This is a genomic window from Staphylococcus sp. IVB6181, assembly GCF_025561445.1.
Classification (GTDB): Bacteria; Bacillota; Bacilli; order Staphylococcales; family Staphylococcaceae; genus Staphylococcus; species Staphylococcus simulans_B.
Genome location: NZ_CP095096.1, coordinates 2,004,593 through 2,025,431 on the forward strand (window position 1 = coordinate 2,004,593; position 20,839 = coordinate 2,025,431).

At 37.7% G+C, this 20,839-nt stretch carries 21 protein-coding genes and 1 pseudogene; 13 read left to right on the top strand and 9 right to left on the bottom strand.

What is annotated here, in order from left to right; translation table 11 throughout:
* Genes purF through purE form a run of 7 tightly spaced genes read right to left on the bottom strand, consistent with a single transcriptional unit; the run spans position 1 to position 6,814 of the window.
* Positions 1–1,422 (bottom strand): amidophosphoribosyltransferase, encoded by a 1,422-nt coding sequence (gene purF / locus MUA90_RS09745; protein ID WP_114603660.1) that lies wholly within the window; start codon positions 1,420–1,422, stop codon positions 1–3.
* Positions 1,401–3,590 carry a phosphoribosylformylglycinamidine synthase subunit PurL gene (gene purL / locus MUA90_RS09750; RefSeq protein WP_105993781.1) on the bottom strand — a complete coding sequence of 730 codons (2,190 nt, stop codon included), beginning with the start codon at positions 3,588–3,590 and terminating at the stop codon, positions 1,401–1,403. The genes purF and purL overlap by 22 nt, the downstream gene beginning before the upstream one ends.
* Positions 3,583–4,254 (bottom strand): phosphoribosylformylglycinamidine synthase subunit PurQ, encoded by a 672-nt coding sequence (purQ, locus tag MUA90_RS09755; RefSeq protein WP_105993780.1) that lies wholly within the window; start codon positions 4,252–4,254, stop codon positions 3,583–3,585. The genes purL and purQ overlap by 8 nt, the downstream gene beginning before the upstream one ends.
* Positions 4,254–4,514 (bottom strand): phosphoribosylformylglycinamidine synthase subunit PurS, encoded by a 261-nt coding sequence (gene purS, locus MUA90_RS09760; protein ID WP_105993779.1) that lies wholly within the window; start codon positions 4,512–4,514, stop codon positions 4,254–4,256. Before purS ends, purQ begins: the two co-directional genes overlap by 1 nt.
* Positions 4,514–5,218, bottom strand: coding sequence for a phosphoribosylaminoimidazolesuccinocarboxamide synthase (gene purC / locus MUA90_RS09765; protein WP_262586609.1), 705 nt, complete (start codon positions 5,216–5,218; stop codon positions 4,514–4,516). Before purC ends, purS begins: the two co-directional genes overlap by 1 nt.
* Positions 5,218–6,345, bottom strand: coding sequence for a 5-(carboxyamino)imidazole ribonucleotide synthase (gene purK, locus MUA90_RS09770; RefSeq protein WP_262586611.1), 1,128 nt, complete (start codon positions 6,343–6,345; stop codon positions 5,218–5,220). The genes purC and purK overlap by 1 nt, the downstream gene beginning before the upstream one ends.
* The gene (purE, locus tag MUA90_RS09775; protein WP_262586612.1) at positions 6,332–6,814 is read right to left on the bottom strand and encodes a 5-(carboxyamino)imidazole ribonucleotide mutase; all 483 of its coding nucleotides are present in this window, start codon (positions 6,812–6,814) and stop codon (positions 6,332–6,334) included. The genes purK and purE overlap by 14 nt, the downstream gene beginning before the upstream one ends.
* 208 nt (positions 6,815–7,022) lie before the next feature.
* On the opposite strand from purE, the gene folD reads away from it, so the two are divergent.
* Positions 7,023–7,883 carry a bifunctional methylenetetrahydrofolate dehydrogenase/methenyltetrahydrofolate cyclohydrolase FolD gene (gene folD / locus MUA90_RS09780; protein ID WP_114603663.1) on the top strand — a complete coding sequence of 287 codons (861 nt, stop codon included), beginning with the start codon at positions 7,023–7,025 and terminating at the stop codon, positions 7,881–7,883.
* A 155-nt stretch (positions 7,884–8,038) separates the two neighbouring features.
* On the opposite strand, the gene MUA90_RS09785 is transcribed toward folD, so the two are convergent.
* Together MUA90_RS09785 and MUA90_RS09790 are read right to left on the bottom strand one after the other, a co-directional pair.
* Positions 8,039–9,115 (bottom strand): M42 family metallopeptidase, encoded by a 1,077-nt coding sequence (locus tag MUA90_RS09785; protein ID WP_262586613.1) that lies wholly within the window; start codon positions 9,113–9,115, stop codon positions 8,039–8,041.
* Between the two features lie 157 nt (positions 9,116–9,272).
* A complete protein-coding gene (locus tag MUA90_RS09790) occupies positions 9,273–10,421 on the bottom strand; it encodes a globin domain-containing protein (RefSeq protein ID WP_262586615.1) in 1,149 nt (382 codons plus the stop codon).
* Between the two features lie 468 nt (positions 10,422–10,889).
* Here MUA90_RS09790 and MUA90_RS09795 point away from each other — a divergent pair, with 468 nt between their 5' ends.
* The 12 genes and pseudogenes from MUA90_RS09795 to MUA90_RS09850 all read left to right on the top strand — a co-directional run bounded on the left by MUA90_RS09795 (position 10,890) and on the right by MUA90_RS09850 (position 20,839).
* The gene (locus tag MUA90_RS09795; RefSeq protein WP_105993772.1) at positions 10,890–11,207 is read left to right on the top strand and encodes a DUF5011 domain-containing protein; all 318 of its coding nucleotides are present in this window, start codon (positions 10,890–10,892) and stop codon (positions 11,205–11,207) included.
* A 300-nt stretch (positions 11,208–11,507) separates the two neighbouring features.
* Positions 11,508–12,620 carry a cytochrome aa3 quinol oxidase subunit II gene (gene qoxA, locus MUA90_RS09800; protein ID WP_262586616.1) on the top strand — a complete coding sequence of 371 codons (1,113 nt, stop codon included), beginning with the start codon at positions 11,508–11,510 and terminating at the stop codon, positions 12,618–12,620.
* Positions 12,620–14,602 carry a cytochrome aa3 quinol oxidase subunit I gene (gene qoxB / locus MUA90_RS09805; protein WP_262586617.1) on the top strand — a complete coding sequence of 661 codons (1,983 nt, stop codon included), beginning with the start codon at positions 12,620–12,622 and terminating at the stop codon, positions 14,600–14,602. Before qoxA ends, qoxB begins: the two co-directional genes overlap by 1 nt.
* Positions 14,595–15,197, top strand: a complete 603-nt coding sequence (qoxC, locus tag MUA90_RS09810; protein WP_262586619.1) for a cytochrome aa3 quinol oxidase subunit III — start codon at positions 14,595–14,597, stop codon at positions 15,195–15,197. Before qoxB ends, qoxC begins: the two co-directional genes overlap by 8 nt.
* Complete coding sequence (gene qoxD, locus MUA90_RS09815; RefSeq protein WP_114603668.1) at positions 15,194–15,484, top strand: cytochrome aa3 quinol oxidase subunit IV; 291 nt, start codon at positions 15,194–15,196, stop codon at positions 15,482–15,484. The genes qoxC and qoxD overlap by 4 nt, the downstream gene beginning before the upstream one ends.
* Positions 15,485–15,621: 137 nt before the next feature.
* Complete coding sequence (rihC, locus tag MUA90_RS09820) at positions 15,622–16,530, top strand: ribonucleoside hydrolase RihC (protein ID WP_262586620.1); 909 nt, start codon at positions 15,622–15,624, stop codon at positions 16,528–16,530.
* 76 nt (positions 16,531–16,606) lie between these two features.
* Entirely contained in the window at positions 16,607–17,356 is a 750-nt protein-coding gene (locus MUA90_RS09825; protein ID WP_262586622.1) for a DeoR/GlpR family DNA-binding transcription regulator, read from the top strand.
* Between the two features lie 204 nt (positions 17,357–17,560).
* Positions 17,561–17,992 carry an RpiB/LacA/LacB family sugar-phosphate isomerase gene (locus MUA90_RS09830; RefSeq protein ID WP_105993765.1) on the top strand — a complete coding sequence of 144 codons (432 nt, stop codon included), beginning with the start codon at positions 17,561–17,563 and terminating at the stop codon, positions 17,990–17,992.
* Between the two features lie 17 nt (positions 17,993–18,009).
* Positions 18,010–18,525: a galactose-6-phosphate isomerase subunit LacB gene (gene lacB / locus MUA90_RS09835; RefSeq protein ID WP_114603671.1), complete on the top strand. Its 516-nt coding sequence runs from the start codon at positions 18,010–18,012 to the stop codon at positions 18,523–18,525.
* Complete coding sequence (locus MUA90_RS09840; RefSeq protein WP_262586624.1) at positions 18,525–19,472, top strand: 1-phosphofructokinase family hexose kinase; 948 nt, start codon at positions 18,525–18,527, stop codon at positions 19,470–19,472. The genes lacB and MUA90_RS09840 overlap by 1 nt, the downstream gene beginning before the upstream one ends.
* Positions 19,469–20,403: pseudogene (gene lacD, locus MUA90_RS09845) on the top strand (tagatose-bisphosphate aldolase). Before MUA90_RS09840 ends, lacD begins: the two are co-directional and overlap by 4 nt.
* A gap of 121 nt (positions 20,404–20,524) precedes the next feature.
* On the top strand, positions 20,525–20,839 hold the full coding sequence (locus tag MUA90_RS09850; RefSeq protein ID WP_262586625.1) for an ArsR/SmtB family transcription factor: 315 nt from the start codon (positions 20,525–20,527) through the stop codon (positions 20,837–20,839).

Sequence of the window (20,839 nt, forward strand, 5' to 3'; positions counted from 1 at the left end):
TTACACTCCTCTTCTTTTCAGTTCTTTAACTTCTGGTAATTGATGGTCAACAATTTCGATAGGATAGTTGCCTGTAAAGCAAGCATCACACTCGCCTTTTGAATCGAATTCTTTAAAGACTTCGTGCATACCTTCAACAGATAAGTAAGTTAAGGAATCTGCACCGATCATTTCTTTAATCTCTTCAACAGAATGCTGTGCTGCCATTAATTCTGCATGTGTAGAGACATCAATACCGTAATAGCAAGGATCCACAAGCGGAGGTGATGAAATACCCATATGTACTTCTTTCGCTCCTGCAGATTTTAAAGCCTTCACGATATATTTGCTTGTTGTACCGCGTACAATCGAGTCATCAATCACAACGACACGTTTGCCTTCAATGACGTCTCTGATCGGAGAGTGTTTCATGCGTACTTGTTTCTCGCGTACACTTTGATCAGGTGTAATGAAAGTACGGCCGATGTAACGGTTTTTAAGCAAGCCTTGTTCGTTAGGAATACCTGAATATTCCGCGAAACCTTTCGCTGCTTGTAATGACGAATCAGGAACACCAATTACGATATCCGCATCAATGCCCATTTCGCTTGCTAATTTCTTACCTAATGCTTTACGCACATTGTAAATTGAATGTTTATGGAATTCTGAATCAGGACGTGCAAAGTACACATATTCCATAGAACACATATTATGATTGATATCAGTTGAATAATAATCATAATCTATATCATGTTCACCGCTGAATGTGATTAATTCACCCGGTTCGATATCTCTGATATAAGTTGCGCCAATTGCTTGGAATGCACATGTTTCGCTGGCTACGCAATACGCACCGTCAACTTCGCCAAGCATTAATGGACGTACACCATTGTTATCTCTAACCGCTGCTAATTGATTCGTATTTAACATGACACAGCTGAATGCACCTTTAACTTGGTTCAAGGCTGCTTTTTGGTTCGTTTTGATATTAGGCGAGTTGCCTTTAATCAATAAATGCGCTAACACTTCTGAATCGCTTGTAGTTTGGAAAACACTGCCTTCAGATTCTAAAGCATGACGTATTTTCACTGCATTCGTTAAGTTGCCGTTATGCGCAAGACCTAAATCGCCTTTTGAATGTTTGAATAAAAATGGTTGTACATTTGCAATTTCGCTTGCACCAGTTGTCGCATAGCGAACGTGACCGATCGCATGCTGATAACCTTGCAATGATTCTAGCTGTGCGTCTGAAATCGCCTCAGTCAACAAACCCATGCCGCGTGCGCCAAACAGATTTTCTCCGTTTGAGCACACGATACCAGCACCTTCTTGACCACGGTGCTGCAAGCTATGCAACGCCATGTAAGTTAAAGTTGCTGCATGGGGATGATTCCATATGCCAAAGACTCCACATTCTTCATTTAATCCGCGGATGTCATACATTGAGGAATTGCTCCTTCCCAAATTTCGTTTAACGTCGACACGTTTTCTTCTACAGTAGTTTGACCGTTTGTTACTTTGAACTTGCCATCCTCAGTGATAGTTCCAATTTCTTGTGCGTTTGGAATATCTAGCGATTGTCCTTCTTTAACAGCAACAATGTATCGGCCTTGTGTTTCACTGAATAATTGAGCGTCTGACACGTCTAATTTTGCGTCTACACCTAAACCGTAGTGAGCACTGATTCTAGCTAATGAAATCAATAAGCCGCCTTTACCTACAGTTTGGACATGAGAAGCTTTGCCGTTTCTGACAGCTTCTTTGATTTGTTCGCCTTTTTCAACTTCGTTTGATAAGTCGATAGCTTCTGATTCATGGTTGACTTTGCTGTATAATAATTTTTCGATTTGGCTGCCGCCGAAATCGTCGCGTGTTTCGCCTACAACATATAATTTATCGCCAGCATGCGGTTGGAAATCTTTTAAGTAATCGATATCTTCGATTAAGCCCACCATACCTACTACAGGTGTTGGGAAGATTGATGTACCGCGTGTTTCGTTATAAAGTGAAACGTTACCTGAAACAACAGGTGTTTTAAGTACTTCACATGCTTCAGCCATACCTTTTGTAGAATCAGCAAGTTGTTGATAGATTTCTTTTTTCTCTGGAGAACCATAGTTTAAGCAGTCTGTCATTGCAAGCGGTGTTGCACCTACAGCAATTAAGTTGCGGTATGCTTCAGCAACGACCATTTTACCGCCTTCGTATGGTTGGTTGAATACGTAACGTGCTTCACCATCGATAGTTGAAGCAACAGCTTTATTTGTACCTTCAACACGTACAACAGATGCTTGCAAGCCTGGTTTGATAACAGTGTTTGCACCCACTTGTTGATCGTATTGTTCATATAAATAACGTTTAGAAGCAATTGTTGGATGTGCTAATAATTTATGGAATACATCGTTCACATCTACATTGCTGTAATCATTTTTAGAAGTGTTATATTCTTTTTCTTCCCCTTCTAAAATGTATACAGGAGCTTCATCAGATAATGGTTGTACAGGAATATCTGCATAAACTTCGTCTTCATAAGTAAGAACGAAACGATCAGTATCTGTAACTTCACCGATAATTGCACTGTCTAATTCATGCTTTTCAAATAAGTCTAAGAATTTTTGTTCTGTACCTTTTTCAACTACAAGCAACATACGCTCTTGTGTTTCTGAAAGCATCATTTCATAAGGTGAGATACCTTCTTCACGTACAGGCACTTGGTCTAAACGCATATGCATACCGCTGCCGCCTTTAGCTGCCATTTCTGAAGAAGATGATGTTAAACCAGCAGCACCCATATCTTGAATACCTACTAATTCTGGGAAAGTAATCGCTTCAAGCGTTGCTTCCATTAATTTTTTACCAACGAATGGGTCGCCGATTTGTACTGAAGGACGTTTGCTTTCGCTTTCTTCACTTAATTCTTCAGAAGCGAATGTAGCACCATGGATACCGTCACGGCCAGTTTTCAAACCAACATAAATGACAGAGTTGCCTTTACCTTTTGCAGTACCTTTTTGGATTTTATCGTGGTCGATGATACCTACGCACATAGCGTTAACTAACGGGTTGCCGTCATAACGTTCATCGAATTCGATTTCCCCTGCAGTTGTCGGGATACCGATACAGTTGCCGTATCCGCCGATACCAGCTACAACACCGCGTAATAATGTACGGTTTTGAACTTCGTCTAATTCACCGAAACGCAAGCTGTTTAATAAGTTGATCGGACGCGCACCGATTGAAACGATGTCACGGATAATACCGCCGACACCTGTTGCTGCACCTTGGTAAGGTTCGATTGCAGATGGGTGGTTATGTGATTCAACTTTGAATACTACTGCTTGGTTGTCACCGATATCTACAACACCAGCACCTTCACCAGGTCCCATTAAGACATGCTCGCCTGATGTAGGGAACTGAGTCAAGAAAGGTTTAGAGTGTTTGTATGAGCAGTGTTCACTCCACATTACTGAGAAGATACCGATTTCTGTAAAGTTTGGCTGACGTCCTAGGATTTCAACAACTTTATCATATTCAGCATCTGTTAATCCCATATCACGGTATAAATGTTCTGATTTGATTTCTTCGATACTTGGTTCAATAAACTTAGGCATTTTGTTCCCTCCAACTATTTACCATTGACTCAAATAATTTTACGCCATCGTCTGTTCCTAAAATTGCTTCTAAAGCACGTTCTGGGTGAGGCATCATTCCGCAAACATTACCTTTTTCGTTAACAATTCCGGCAATATCATCATATGATCCGTTTGGATTGTGTGCATATTTCAAGATAATTTGATTGTTTGCTTCTAATGCTTTGTACATTTCTTCTGTACAGTAATAGTTGCCTTCACCATGTGCAACTGGATAAATCACTGTTTCGTTTTCAGCATAATCTTTAGTGAAAGGTGTAGTGTTGTTCACTACTTTCAATTCTTCATTACGGCTTACGAATAAATGAGAATCGTTGTGTAATAATGCGCCTGGTAATAAACCGATTTCCGTTAAAATTTGGAAGCCGTTGCAAACACCAAGTACAGGTTTGCCTTCTTCTGCAAAGCGTTTCACTTCTTTGATAACGGGTGCAACACTTGCCATCGCGCCTGAACGCAAGTAATCTCCGAAAGAGAATCCGCCAGGGATTAATACACCGTCAAAACCTTCTAAAGAAGTTGCGCGGTAATCTACATATTCTGCTTCTGCACCTGTTTTCAAAGCTGCATTTAACATGTCTCTGTCACAGTTTGAACCAGGGAATACAAGTACTGCGAATTTCATTATGCATTCTCCTTTTCATCGAGTACTTTATAGCTGTACTCTTCAATTACAGTGTTTGCGAATAATTTTTCACTTAATGTTGTAACGATATTATGAACCGCTTCATCTGTTGCTTCATCCACTGTCATATAAAGTAATTTACCTACACGGATATCATTCACTTGGTTGTAGCCTAAGTCATGTACTGCACGGTTAAGTGCTTGTCCTTGTGTATCTAGTACCTGTGGTTGTAATGTGATGTGCAATTCGATAGTTTTCATTATTTAAGATCCTCCAGTTTATTTAAGAAAGTTTGGTAAGTTTCGATAATTGAACCGCGGTCTTCACGGTAAACGTCTTTGTCAAAGTTAGTATCGCTGTCTTTTTCCCAGATACGGCATGTATCAGGTGAAATTTCGTCAGCTAATAAAATGTGACCGTCTTCAGTACGGCCGAATTCAATTTTAAAGTCTACTAATCTTAAGTTAATGCTGCTTAATAAATCAAGCAAGGCTTGGTTGACACCTAAAGCCATTTGTTTCAATGTTGCAATTTCTTCTTCGTTTGCAATGTTGAGCAATTTAATATGGTCATCAGTGATTAAAGGATCATTTAAAGCATCGTTTTTATAGAAAAATTCAACAAGCGGTGTTTTAAATTCATGTCCTTTATCAAAACCTAATCTTCTTGTAATAGAACCTGCTGCAATGTTGCGTACAACAACCTCTAAAGGAATAATTTTGACTGCTTGTACTAATTGTTCAGTTTCAGAAGTTTGTTTGATAAAGTGGCTTTTAATGCCGTGTTCTTTAAGGTGTTCAAAAATAATTGAAGTAATTTTGTTGTTTAAACGGCCTTTGCCATCGATGTGGTCTTTTTTAGCACCGTTTCCTGCTGTAACTTCGTCTTTGTATTCTACGCGTAAAACTCCATCTTCTTCTGTTGAATAAATACGTTTGGCTTTTCCTTCATATAATAATGACATTATTGTGCTCCTCCCTTAAAGGTTGCCAACATGTCTTGTTCAGTTTTATCAATGTCATCAGTTAAAACTGTCATGTGGCCCATTTTTCTTGATGGTTTTCTTGATGCTTTGCCATAAATATGAACATGCCATTCCGGATGATCTCCGAAGTCGTCTTCTAATAAATCTAAATCTTTACCAAGCAAATTCATCATTACAGCTGGTTTTAAAATTTCAATGCGTTCTGGCAGTTTCTGTCCAGTTACCGCTAAGATATGTGTATCAAATTGAGAGAAGTCACATGCCTCGATTGAGTAATGGCCAGAGTTGTGCGGTCTTGGTGCAATTTCGTTTACATATAAGTTGTTGTCCTTATCAATAAAGAACTCTACTGTAAATGTACCCACAAAATGCACTTTTTCTTTGATTTTATCTACTTCAGCACGTGCTTCTGCTTCTTTGTCAGAACGTGCCGGTACGATAGTCTTGAATAAAACTTGATTGCGGTGTTCGTTTTCTTGTAATGGGAAATAAACGATTTGGCCGCCATTTCCGATTGTTACGGTTAATGAAACTTCTTTATATAAGTCTAAGAATTTTTCAGCTACACATTCTTGTACTTCGATTAACGCTTTAGCTTCGTCCAAGTCTTCTGCTGAGCGGACTAAGATTTGGCCTTTGCCGTCGTATCCGCCGAAGCGTGTTTTAACCATGAACGGATAGCCTAATTTTTCTACTGTTGCGTCAAGATCTTCTGCATTTGTTAATTGTGCATAAGGAACGATTTTTGTTCCGGCTGATTCTAATGTCTGCTTTTCAGTCAAACGGTCTTGCAATAAATGAATTGCTTGATAACCTTGAGGCACATTAAATTCTTTCGTGAGTGTTTCTAATTGATCTGCAGCAATATTTTCAAACTCATATGTTACAACATCAGAAGCTTCACCTAGTTGTCTTAATGCATCTAAGTCATCATAAGCTGCATTAATAAATTCGTGTGCTACATATTGGCACGGTGCTTCTTTGTCAGGATCGAGAACAATGACTCTGAAGCCCATTTTCTGAGCTGATTGTGCCATCATTTTGCCAAGTTGTCCGCCGCCGATGATTCCGACAGTTGATCCAAACTTTATTTTACTGAAGTTCACTTTGCATCTCTCCTACTTTATCGACTAGTGATTGTTGGTAAGCTTCTAATTTCTCTTTTACTTCATCGCTTTGAATACTTAAGATTCTAGCTGCAAGAATTCCAGCGTTTTTCGCACCTGCTTTTCCGATTGCTGTTGTCGCAACTGGAATGCCGCCAGGCATTTGGACGATTGAAAGTAATGAATCTAAACCTTTTAGACTCTTAGATTCAATTGGTACTCCGATAACAGGCAATGTTGTCATAGAAGCAACCATACCTGGTAAATGTGCTGCGCCGCCTGCTCCTGCAATGATGACATCATAACCGTTTAATCTTGCTTGTGTCGCAAAATCAAACATAAGTTTCGGTGTACGATGTGCAGAAACAACCTTCTTATCATACGGAATTCCGAATTGATCTAACATCTGGCAACTTTCTGACATCATGTCCCAGTCAGAGGAGCTGCCCATAATAACTGCCACTTTCAAATTGAACACCCTTTCAATTATTTGAAATTTTAATCTAGTAAGTTGTATATTACAGATATAGCATAACAAATCAGGTCATGCTTTTTCAATCAAAAACCGAACTTTCTGATGAATATTCAATCAAAGTTCCGGATTTTATCGGAAAATGGTTGATTTACACTTCTTAATGTCAAGGAAAGTTCGAAAAAATATTAGGAGGAATTTACACATGGTTGCAAAAATTTTAGATGGCAAGCAAATTGCTAAAGATTATCGTCAAGGATTGCAAGATCAAGTTGAAGCGTTAAAAAAAGAGGGCTATACGCCAAAACTTTCCGTTATTCTTGTAGGTAACGATGGCGCAAGCATGAGCTATGTAAGATCAAAAAAGAAAGCTGCTGAAAAAATCGGCATGATTTCTGAAATTGTTCATTTAGATGAATCAACTTCAGAAGAAGACGTATTAAGCGAATTAGAACGCTTGAACAACGATGACTCAGTCAGCGGTATTCTTGTACAAGTTCCGCTTCCAAAACAAGTAAGCGAACAAAAAGTATTAGAAGCAATCAACCCTGAAAAAGACGTTGACGGCTTCCACCCGGCAAACATCGGTAAATTATATATTGATGAACAAACATTCGTACCTTGTACACCGCTTGGTGTTATGGAATTATTGAAAAATGCGGATATTGATTTAGAAGGTAAAGAAGCAGTTGTTATCGGACGTTCACACATCGTGGGCCAACCTGTTTCTAAATTATTACTTCAAGAAAACGCAACAGTTACTATCTTGCACTCACGTTCTAAAGACATGAGCAGACATCTTAAAAATGCGGATGTAATTGTAAGTGCTGTTGGACGTCCTGGTTTAGTTACGAAAGATGACGTTAAAGAAGGCGCTGTAGTCATCGACGTAGGTAATACTCCAGATGAAAACGGCAAATTAAAAGGTGACGTTGAATACGACGAAGTGAAAGAAGTTGCAGGCGCAATCACTCCAGTTCCTGGCGGTGTAGGCCCAATGACAATCACTATGGTATTAAACAACACTTTATTAGCAGAAAAAATGCGCAGAGGCTTAAACAAATAAGACACTGCGTTATATAACAGATACATTGAGGGGTATCTAAAATAAAACGGACGGTTTGCTTTTAATTAAGCAAGCCGCCCGTTTTTTTATGCTTTCTCTTGATAGAAAATACGTGTTTTCTTTTATTCTCAACCAAGAATGTTCGTGTTTTGTACTTACCAAATAATATTGTCTACTGTTTCGTCATCTAATGATTTCACAACTTCTGTTACTAGTTTTACAGCATTAAGATAATCTTGTTTATGCATTACAGAAACATTAGAGTGCATGTAGCGTAACGGAACACCGATAACAATAGATGGAATTCCTTCATTCGCTAAGTGGATACTGCCGGCATCTGTACCGCCGCCTGGCGTTGTATCCCATTGCACTTCAATTCCTTTTTCTTCTGCAACTTTTTTAACGTGTTTTCTGAAACCAGAATGTCCGATAACAGAAGCATCCATCATCACAACTAAAGGTCCTTTGCCTAATTCTGCTTCATGCATGCCTCCGCCCATTCCTGGCGTATCGTAAGCAATGCCGACATCTACTGCAATTGCTAAATCCGGCTTGATTTTGTTAGCTGCGACTTTCGCACCGCGCAACCCTACTTCTTCTTGTACTGTGGCACCTGACACTAAATCAATATTGATTGACGTATCCTTTAAATGATTTAATGTTTCAACAGCCAGTGCGCAACCAAAACGGTTGTCAAATGCTTTAGCAGTTAAATAATCATCGTTGCCTAATACTTCAAACTCAGAATATGGTGTTACCATGTCACCGACATCTACCCCTAATTTTTGCGCTTCCTCTTTTGATTTCACGCCAATATCGATAAACATTTCTTTCATATCAATCGGTGCTTTTCTTTGTTCAGGTGTCAGCACATGCGGCGGTTTAGATCCGATAATCCCTCTGATTTCTTTATCGTCGTCAGTTGTTACTGTAACTTTTTGAGATAACATGACTTGGTTCCACCAACCGCCTACCGGTATAAATTTCAAGAAGCCGTTGTCATCGATTTGAGTTACCATAAAGCCTACTTCATCTAAATGTCCCGCAACCATGACTGTTTTAGATCCTTTTGCTGCTTTCTTCTTACCGAAGATACCGCCTAAATTATCTTCAACCAATTCATCAGATACAGGTTCTAAATAATCTCTCATTACTTTTTTAACCTTGTATTCATGACCCGCTGTACCATTCACATCTGTTAGTGTTTTTAATAATTTGTTTGTTTTATCCATATGTAAAATCCCCCTTCTTTTCTACATATCATATCAATCTTTATTCACGATGAACACTTTTTGACACGATTTGAAGTACGAAAAAAGGAGCTGCTTACTCCGACAATATTCGGAATAAGCAGCTCTCATAATTTCAGTAATTTGTTTTAAGTTGCGATTATACTTCTACACTTAAACGCGGAATGAATGTTTCGAAATGAATTTGAGATTTATCTACACCTAATTCATAAAGTTCATTCACGATTGATTTTAAGAATGGAATACCGCCGCATACATAAACTTCTGTATCTTTTGAGATATATTGTTTTAAATGTTCTTTTGTAATATAACCATCTGCTTCGCGATCATGAACTTCATAAGAAGCATGATCATTTTCTTCAGCGTCATTAGATAAGCGTTGTGCAAACGGCACATCTTTAATATCTTTGACATTGTGAATGAATTGAATGCTAGGCGCATCAACTTCAATGGCTTTTTCAAACATTGAAACTAATGGTGTAACACCAATACCTGAAGCAAGTAACAATTGATCTTTATCAGTGTTGTGCAATCTGAATGCTCCGACTGGCGCTGATAAATTAATGTCATCTCCGACTTTGAATTCATCATGAAGGATAGTTGAAACTTCACCTTCATTGTCTTCTGATACATCGCGTTTAACCGCAAATGTTAATGTATCTTCATCTCCGCCTACAATTGAATAGTGGCGTTTTGCTCTATATGGAAGTTTTTCGCTTGATACATCTACAGTAATATATTGTCCAGCTTCAAAATTGCTTAAATCATATTTATCAGATGAAACTGTGAATGCTTTAATATCAGAAGCTACATTTTCAATATTTGTAATTGAGAAAGGTTGGAAGCCGTCCCATAACATTTCAGCATACATTTCTTTTTCAACTTGAATGAAAACATCAGCAATTTCCCAATATGCATTGATCCAAGCTTGGATAATCGGATCTTCTTCTTTTAAATCCAACACGTGCATAATTGCGGCAATTAAGTTTTCACCTACAATTTTGTAACCTGATTCCGGTACTTGAAGTGCACAGTGTTTGTAAGCAATTTCTTTAACTACAGGCATGATTGCGCCTAATTTTTCAATATTCGCTGCTGCAGCTAATACTGTTTGAGCTAAAGCTGTGGATTGCAAACCTTTTTTCTGGTTGGTTTGGTTGAACATATTACGAAGTTCTGGATGTTCATTAAACATTCTGTTATAGAAGAATGATGTAATTTCCACACCTCTTTCTTGAAGAACTGGTACTGTTTGTTTGATAATATCTTTATCTTTTTCAGATAACATAAAACTTCACTCCCTCTTCGACTCATTTCTATCATAATATGTTTATGTCGAAATTAAAACTTTTAATAATCAAGTTCACATAACAGACAATATTATTGAGGTATCGTTCAAAATCTTTCCATATATTTTATTGACATTGTGACAATTATGAAACAAACCGGCAGAATTTTTATTCAGATACAAGCCTTGTTAAAAACCAGATTCTGATTTTTCTATATCCCCTTTTATATTTTTCTTCTCTGACACAGTAAATATTTGACAAATCGCAAAATTTAACAGTTTTTTAATCTGATTTTCATAATAAACCTCTAAAATAAGACTTGTTAGCAAGATTCGGTCCATAGTAGGATGAAAATACGAATGAAAATCGATATATTAAAAATAACTTAAACGCACATCACCTCACGATAAGGGATGTACGACTATTATCCATTTAATGATTAGCCATTGAATACGGAGGTTTAAACAATGAACAAACTATTACAGTCACTATCAGCTCTTGGTGTTTCAGCTACATTAGTTACACCAAACTTAAATGCTGAAGCTACGGATAATACTGTTCCAAAGCTTAAAGGCGTTGAAGATGCAATTATTCAAAAAGGCGAAAATTATAATTTGCTTAACGGCGTTTCTGCATATGATAAAGAAGATGGTGACCTTACTGATCAAATCAAAGTCAGCGGTCACGTTGATACAAATACTGTAGGAAAATATAAAGTTCAGTATCAAGTCATCGATTCTGATGGCGCAAAAGATATTTCAGAGCGTTACATAGAAGTCAAATAATAACTGTTCTGATTAAATTCTTGAATTATATTTTTATATTTTGACGCTATCTCCTTCAGGGCCTTAATTGATAAGGGTTCTCAATTGTAGCGTCCTTTTTTGTGTTTTCCACGATTTATGTCAGTATTCACAAAATGGACACATAAATTTAACAAATCTGTGAAAGCCCGTCAGTCCTAGTGTCTGTAAGGCTTTCTTTATTTTTTATTAAAAAAAATCCTTATACCCACTTGTAAATATTGCGTAATAAACTAAAATTATTGTTAAGCCCTACAATTGTAGTATTAGGAGGTCAATAAAGTGTCAAAAATCAAGTCTTTGCTTCTATTGTTCGGCTCACTGATTTTACTCAGTGGTTGTGAACATATGGAAGTACTTAACCCAAAAGGGCCAATGGCAAGCAGTTTAAAATGGCTGATTATTTATTCAATCATCTTTATGCTTGTTATTGTCGTGGTTGTATTTGTTCTATTCGCAGTATTTGCTTATAAATACCGTTATTCAAATACAACTGAATCAGGTAAAGTACATCACAGTACTTTATTAGAAACTATTTGGTTCATCGTACCATTCATCATTTTACTTGCTTTGGCAATTCCAACAGTAAAAACACTGTATGAGTATGATGCTCCGCCTGCAAAAGACAAAGACCCTGTCGTTGTTTATGCAACAAGTGCAGGATTCAAATGGTTCTTTGCTTATCCAGAGCAAAAAATCGAAACAGTGAATCATTTAACGATTCCTAAGAACCGTCCTATCGTGTTCAAATTACAAGCTATGGACACAATGACAAGTTTCTGGATTCCGCAACTCGGCGGTCAAAAATATGCAATGACTGCTATGACAATGGAATGGACATTAGAAGCTGACCAAGAAGGTACGTTCCGTGGACGTAACTCGAACTTCAACGGTGAAGGTTTCGCTCGTCAAACATTCCCAGTAAAAGCAGTAAGCAACTCAGAGTTCAACAAATGGGTAGAAAAAGCTAAAAAAGCACCTAAGATTTCACAAGATGCTTTTGATAAACAATTACTGCCTACAACTAAAAACGAAGAGTTGACATTCAGCGGTACGCACATGGCGTTTGTGGACCCAGCTGCAGACCCTGAATACATCTTCTATGCATATAAACGTTTCCACTACACACCTAAGGATCCGAACTTCTACGATGTAACTGAAGGCGTACTTGACAAACCGGATGCTAAATATCCAGCTCGTAAGTCTCAAGTTACTAATGCTATGTACAAACGTCATGGTATGGAAGCTATGATTCTTAAGAACGACCAGCCATATGATAATGAGTTCAAGAAAGGCGAATCTCATAATATGGACGAAATGGAAAAAGCTCACAAAGGTTCAAAAGACGAAAAAGCTGAAGAGCTTCAAAAGAAAAACAATGGAGGTGAACATTAATGAATTTCCCATGGCATGAATTACTCGTACATGGTAACTGGATGATTACAATGGCCCAAATCGGTGCCCCATTCTTAGTTATCGGTGTAATCGCAGTAATCACTTACTTTAAGTTATGGAAATATCTTTACAGAGAATGGTTCACAACAATTGACCATAAGAAAATCGGATTATTGTATCTGATTTGTGCTGTATTAATGTTCGTCCGCGGTGGTATTGATGCAATCTTGATTCGTACGCAATTAACGATTCCAAACAACCCATTCTTGGAATCAAACCACTATAACGAAATCTTTACTACACACGGTGTTATCATGATTATCTTCATGGCAATGCCATTCATTTTCGGTTTATGGAACGTTGTTGTACCATTACAAATCGGTGCACGCGACGTTGCATTCCCAGTTATGAATAACATCAGTTTCTGGTTATTCTTCGGTGGTATGTTGTTATTCAACATGTCATTCATTATCGGTGGTTCACCTGCTGCAGGTTGGACTAACTACGCACCGCTTGCCGGTGAATTCAGTCCTGGCCCTGGTGTCAACTACTACTTGCTAGCGATTCAGCTTTCAGGTATCGGTACACTTATGACAGGTATTAACTTCTTCGTAACAATCTTACGAATGAAAACACCAACTATGAAATTCATGGATATGCCAATGTTCACAGTAACAACTTTCGTTACTGCATTAATCGTTATCTTGGTATTCCCTATTTTCACAGTTACATTAGCACTTATGACAATTGACCGTATCTTCGGTTCTCAATTCTTTACAGTTGATAATGGTGGTATGCCAATGCTTTGGGCGAACTTCTTCTGGGTTTGGGGGCACCCTGAAGTATACATCGTTGTCCTTCCAGCATTCGGTATTTTCTCAGACGTTATCTCTACGTTCTCACGTAAACACTTATTCGGTCATAAAAGTATGATCTGGGCAACAGCTGCTATCTCATTCTTGAGTTTCTTAGTTTGGGTTCACCATTTCTTCACTATGGGTAATGGTCCTTTAATCAACTCATTCTTCTCAATCTCAACAATGTTAATCGCTGTGCCTACCGGTGTTAAAATATTCAACTGGTTAGCTACGCTATACCAAGGTCGAATTTCATTCGAATCGCCAATGCTATTCTCATTAGCGTTCATCCCAACATTCACAATTGGTGGGGTAACAGGGGTAATGTTAGCAATGGCTTCAACAGACTATCAGTACCATAATACGTACTTCTTAGTAGCCCACTTCCACTACACATTAGTTTGTGGTGTTGTGTTTGCTTGTTTAGCAGCACTTATCTTCTGGTATCCTAAGATGATGGGTTACAAATTGAATGAACGCTTGAACAAACCATTCTTCTGGTTATTCGTAATCGGATTCAACGTTTGTTTCATGCCGCAATTCATTCTTGGTTTAGATGGTATGCCACGTCGTTTATACACTTACATGCCATCAGACGGTTGGTTCATGTTAAACGTAATTTCTACAATCGGTGCTTTACTGATGTCAATCGGCTTCTTATTCTTAGTAGTCAACATCGTATACAGTCACCTTAAAGAACCACGTATCGCTACTGGCGACTCATGGGGTATCGGACGTTCACTTGAGTGGAGTACAGCTTCATCAATTCCACCAGTGTACAACTTCGCTATCACTCCAGACTGGGATGATTTAGATACATTCGTAGACATGAAGAAACAAGGCCGTCACTATTTAGATAACCATAATTATAAAGACATCCACATGCCTAACAACACACCTGTCGGATTCTTTATGGCTATCTTCTTAACTGTAGGTTCATTCTTCTTAACATTTGAAACTATCGTACCTGCAATTATTTGCTTAATCGGTACTTTAGGCACTATGGTTTACAGAAGTTTCCAAGTCGACCATGGTTACTATATCCCAGCTTCTGAAGTAGCTGCTACTGAAGCAAAACTTCGTGAAGCTCGTGAAAAAGAACGGGAGGCTGAGAGTCATGCATGATACAAAAACAATTGATGCACAATCGCATGAAGGTGAAGTAAATAAGTTTGGCTTTTGGATCTTCCTAACAGCTGAATTCTCTTTATTCGGTACTCTATTTGCTACATTGCTTATCATGCAGCATGGTGGCGATTACGCAAATATGCTTACAACTGATTTATTCGAATTACCGCTTATCTTATTAATGACATTCGCGTTATTAATCAGTTCATATACTTGTGGTATTTCAATTTATTATATGAGACAAGAAAAGCAAAAATTAATGATGATCTGGATGATTATCACAGTATTGCTTGGTGTGTTATTCGTAGCTTTAGAAATTTACGAGTTCGCACATTATGCTCATGAAGGTGTTACACCTCAAATCGGTTCTTACTGGTCTAGTTTCTTCATCCTGTTAGGAACACACGGTGTCCACGTTTCGTTGGGTATCGGTTGGGTAATCTGTTTATTAATCCAAGTTGCAAGACGCGGACTTAATACAGACAATGCTCCTAAATTATTTATAGTAAGTTTATACTGGCACTTCTTAGATGTTGTTTGGGTCTTCATCTTCACTGCAGTATACATGATAGGGATGGTGTATAGCGGATGAGTACAATAGCAAAACACACAGTCGGCTTTATTGCCTCAATTGTCTTGACACTATTAGCAGTTTTCGTGACTCTTTACACATCATTGACACTTAATGCTAAGATTACAATTATCTTTGGATTCGCGTTTATCCAAGCAGCACTTCAATTGTTAATGTTCATGCACTTAACTGAAGGTCGCGACGGACGCACACAAGTATTCAAAGTTATCTTCGCCATTATCATTACCCTAGTAACTATTATCGGTTCATATTGGGTTATGGTCGGCGGACACAGTGCTCATATGTAATAGCATTGCATATATGATGCACAAAACTGGCAGGGTTCTCCCCTGCCAGTTTTTTTATACATAAACTTAGACTAATAAGCTGAAGGATTATAGAATATGAGAGTAGCCTATTAAATGAATATAAGGAGGATATAGAAATGACTATTCCAATTATTTTAGATACAGATCCAGGTATTGATGATGCGGCCGCTATCAGTATCGCACTCAATCACCCTGAAATAGATGTTAAAATGATTTCTACAGTACATGGCAATGTCAATATAGATAAAACAACACGCAATGCATTGCAGCTTAAAGGATTCTTCAATAGTAAAGTCCCTGTACACAGAGGCGCAGCAGCACCTTTGATTAACAACCCTATTGATGCCTCTCATGTCCATGGCGAAACAGGAATGGGCGGTTATGAACTACCTGAACCAGACCCGTCTCTGCTGTCATCTAATTCAGCCATTCAAGCAATGAAAGAGACACTTTTGAATGCTGATACACCGATTACTATCGTACCGATTGGTCCGCTGACAAATATTGCTTTGTTATTTAAAACGTATCCAGAAGTTAAAACAAACGTGAAAGAGATTGTATTGATGGGCGGCAGTGCTGGTCGAGGCAACGTCACACCTGCTGCTGAATTCAACATATACTGTGATCCTGAAGCAGCAGACATCGTCTTTAAAGCTGGTCTCCCTATCACGATGGTAGGTTTAGATGTTGCAAGAGGTGCCAGCCTTTCAAGCTCAGCAATCGAGGAATTGAAGTCCATCAACGAAACGACTGATATGCTGTATCATATGTTCAATCATTATCATGGAGATGAATTCGACAACGGCTTAGCTGTTTACGATGCCTACACGATGTTATACCTCTTGCATTCAGATGACTTTAAGACAGCAGACGCGCATGTAAATATCGAGCTGAATGGTACACATACCAGAGGTGCTACGGTGGTAGATTACAATGCGGATGAAAAGCCTGTGACTGTCGTATTAGCAGTAGACAAAAGCAAATTTAAACACTTATTCTTTGATGCATTGGCACACGCAAAATAGTCTCTGCATATTCAAACATTGCTTGTATGCTATAATAATTACAAAATTGAAATTAATAGCCAGGTTGTGATTTATATTGAATTTAAAAGAAGCACGACATCAAAAAATATTAAAAAGCCTGAAAGAAAACGGCAGTGTCAGTGTGAGCGAATTATCTGACGCTATGAATGTCGCACCTATGACGATCAGACGTGATTTAAAAGAATTAGAAAACAAAGCACTCCTTGTGCGTGTACATGGCGGTGCAGTCCTTATGCACACCTTCTATAATGAATTGGCCAATGATGAGAAGAAAGCACTTCATAGTGATAAAAAGCGTATTATTGCTGAAAAAGCCAGTCGCTTAATTCAAAACGAAGATACCATTTTCATCGGATCTGGAACGACTAACGAAGCAATCTTCCCTTTTATTAAGCATATGCACCTTCGTATTATTACAAATTCACTATACATCTTTGAGCAATACGAAGCACTTGAACATATGGATATCGTATTAATCGGCGGCCGTTACCGTAAGAAGACAGGTTCCTTTATCGGTCAGCTTGCTAACACGATGTTAGAACAGCTGCATATAGATAAAGCATTTATCGGTGTGAACGGCATCAGCGATAATGATGCGACCACAGCAAATGAAGAAGAAGGCAAAGCAAATGAAATTGTATTGAATCGTTCCACTAAGAAATATCTGGTTTCGGATAGTTCGAAATTCAACACACGCGCTTTCAGTGTCTTCTATAAACTAGATGCAATTGATGCGATTATTACAGATGACGCAATGACACAACCGCTGACACAAAAATACAGCACAATTACAGAAATTCTATAACTCTAAACGAACACAAACGCACATGAAAATGTGCGTTTTTTATTTTGTCTAATTCATGAAAATTTGCATATCAATGACTTGAATACCCCCTATTATCAACATCTTTACTCATTTTTAACAATCTATCAAATTGACAGATTATCCTCTAAAGTGTATATTTTAAATAAGCACAAAATCAAACATTTTCGAACAGGAGGATTTATTATGTCTATTGTTATTCATAGTGATTCACAGTCAAAAGAATTAAAAGATTTCATTCTAAAATCTTTAGCAGATGCTGAGTACGAAATCGAGGACTTATCTGTAAACAGCAAAGCAACTAACATTGCTGAAATTACATTTGAGGTTACTAAATATGTTCAAGAACACGAAGGTACTAAAGCAATTATCATTGATAATTACGGTATTGCACCTTTCAACTTTGCGAACAAACAAAAAAATATCATCGCAGCAACTGTATCTGATGAGCAATCAGCTAAAATGACTCACAGACACAACAATACAAACGTTATCGTATTAGGAAGCGAAGTAGTTGGTAAATTGAATGCATTAAACTGTGTTAAAGCATTCTTAAAAGCAGGATATGACGCTGGACGTCATCAAATCAGAGTAGATATGTTAAATTCTTTATGTTAATAGGAGGATATTAAATTATGAAAATCGCTATTGGTTGTGACCATATTGTTACAAATATTAAAGCAGAAGTTGCTACTTATTTAAAAAATAACGGACATGAAGTTATCGATGTAGGAACATATGACTATGTACGTACACACTACCCTATCTTTGGTACACGTATCGGTCATTTAGTAGCTACAGGCGAAGTAGACTTTGGTGTTGCATTATGTGGTACTGGTGTAGGTATCAGTGCAAGTGCTACTAAAGTCCCTGGTACACGTGTTGCTTTAGTTCGTGATGCAACAAGCGCGCGTTTAGCAAGATCTGAATACAACTGTAATGTTATCGCTGCCGGCGGTATGGTTACTGGTGTAGACTTAATTAAAAATATCGTTGATACATTCGCTGAAACAGAATATGAACCAACTCCAGAAAAAGATGCCATCATCAAAGCTATGGATGAAACATTAAAACCTGAAGATGTTCATTATTCACCAGATATGTTTGATGATTTCCTTACAAAATGGAATAACGGAGAATACCACGACTAATGGCTTTCAAATTATTAACCGTTACATTAAATCCTGCAATTGATATCAACTATCCTTTAGACAACTTTGAAATCAATTCAGTTCAACGTGCTTCAGAAGATTTTAAATCAGCTGGCGGTAAAGGTATCAACGTCGCACGTGTGGCAAGTGAACTAGGTATTGATGTTACATGTACAGGAATTATCGGCGGTAAATTCGGCGAGTGGTTAACAAACAATTTGGATGAAACACATATCAAACATGATTTCACTGTTTCTCCTGCTTCAACTCGTCTATGTATTGCCGTAACAAGCGAAAATACTCAAACTGAAATCTTAGAAAGCGGCGCATTGCAGCCTGAAGAAATTCAAGTACGCTTTTTAGAACATTTCAATACGATTATCTCTGACTTTGATTTAGTAACGATTTCAGGCAGTCTGCCAAAAGGATTCCCTGAAGACTACTACGTTAAATTATTAGAAGTCGCTAAAGAACAAAACATTCCAGTTTGCTTAGATACTTCTGGCAAAGTATTAAACTATACTGTTAATCATTCAAAACATTGCCCTCCTCTTTTGATCAAACCGAACGACGAAGAGATTAAAGCAATTACAAATTCAGACAGTATCGACTTAGCGAATCAATTATTAGACGACAGCTTAACACACATTCCATATATCTTATTATCTTTAGGTAAAAATGGTGCGTTGTTACGCTACGAACAACAAGTCTTTAATATTGATATTCCTAAAGTTCTTGCAGTGAACCCGGTAGGTTCAGGCGACAGCAGTTTAGCAGGCTTCTGCTACGGTATCTCTAAAGATGCTTCAATCAAAGAATCTTCTGCTTATTCTATGGCAGCAGGTATCTCTAATGCATTAGAAGCAAGAACTGGACACATTGATTTAAATAATTTCGAAAAATTCAGTAATCAAATAACAATTGAAAAGGTGGATCTTACATCATGACAAAATCAATTAAACCTTTATTAAATGACAAAAACTATATTGCTGCATTAGCAATCGACCAACGCGGTGCTTTAAAACGTTTATTAGGCGAAGGTGCTAAAACTGAAGACTTAGAACAATTTAAAGTTCATGTTTCTGAAGAATTAACTCCATATGCTTCAAGTATTTTATTAGACCCTGAATACGGTCTTCCAGCAACTAAAGTTCGTGCTAAAAACGCTGGTTTATTATTAGCTTATGAAAAAACTGGTTATGATGCTTCAGAACCAGGTCGTATTCCTGATTTATTAAACGTATGGTCTGTTAAACGCTTAAAAGAAGCTGGTGCAGATGCAGTTAAATTATTAGTATACGTTGACATCGACGAAGACAAAGCAATCAATGATCAAAAAGAAGCATTCGTTGAACGTGTAGGCAGCGAATGTGTTGCTGAAGGTTTACCATTATTCTTAGAAATCGTTTCTTACGATGCTAACAACGCTGACAGCGGTTCAGAAGAATTTGCTAAAGTTAAAGCACACAAAGTAAACGAAGCAATGAAAAAATACTCTGAACCTCGTTTCAATGTAGACGTATTAAAATAGAAGTACCTGTAAACATGAACTATGTTGAAGGATTCGGTGAAAAAGCATTATTCACTAAAGAAGAAGCTGCTCAAGCATTCAAAGAACAAGCTGCTTCAACTAACTTACCTTACATCTACTTAAGCGCTGGTGTATCAGCTGAGTTATTCCAAAAAACTTTATACTTCGCTAAAGAATCTGGTTCTACATTTAACGGTGTATTATGCGGCCGTGCTACTTGGAGAGGTGCTACAGATCACTTTGCTGAAGGTGATGCAGCTGTTCAAGAATGGTTCCGTACTGAAGGTAAAAACAACATCGAAAGCTTAAACAAAGTTTTAGATGAAACTGCTAACCCTATTAAATAATTAAGTAAAATATCATTTTACTAGCCTAGCAATCATTTGGTTGTTAGGCTTTTTTATTACATTCTATATAGACAGTTACCTATATAGATGATAATCTATTTTATGGAATGAGGTGATTAGGATGAATTACGAAAATATCTCTACACTATTAAAAGCAATAGCCAGCCCTATTCGCTTAGAAATACTCAATTTGCTTTCTTGCGGTGAGCTTTGTGCGTGTGATTTATTGGCACACTTTCATATCACACAGCCTACCCTCAGTCATCATATGAAGGCGCTCAGCGCAAATAATCTAATACATAGCCGTAAAGAAGGTAACCGGCGTTATTACCGCTTAAATACAGCTGCGTATCAAGATTTATTAGCACAATTAAATCTCATAGGTACATCGCAAGCATCATGTGCTTGTCATACGTTAAATAAAGGAGATTGTTAA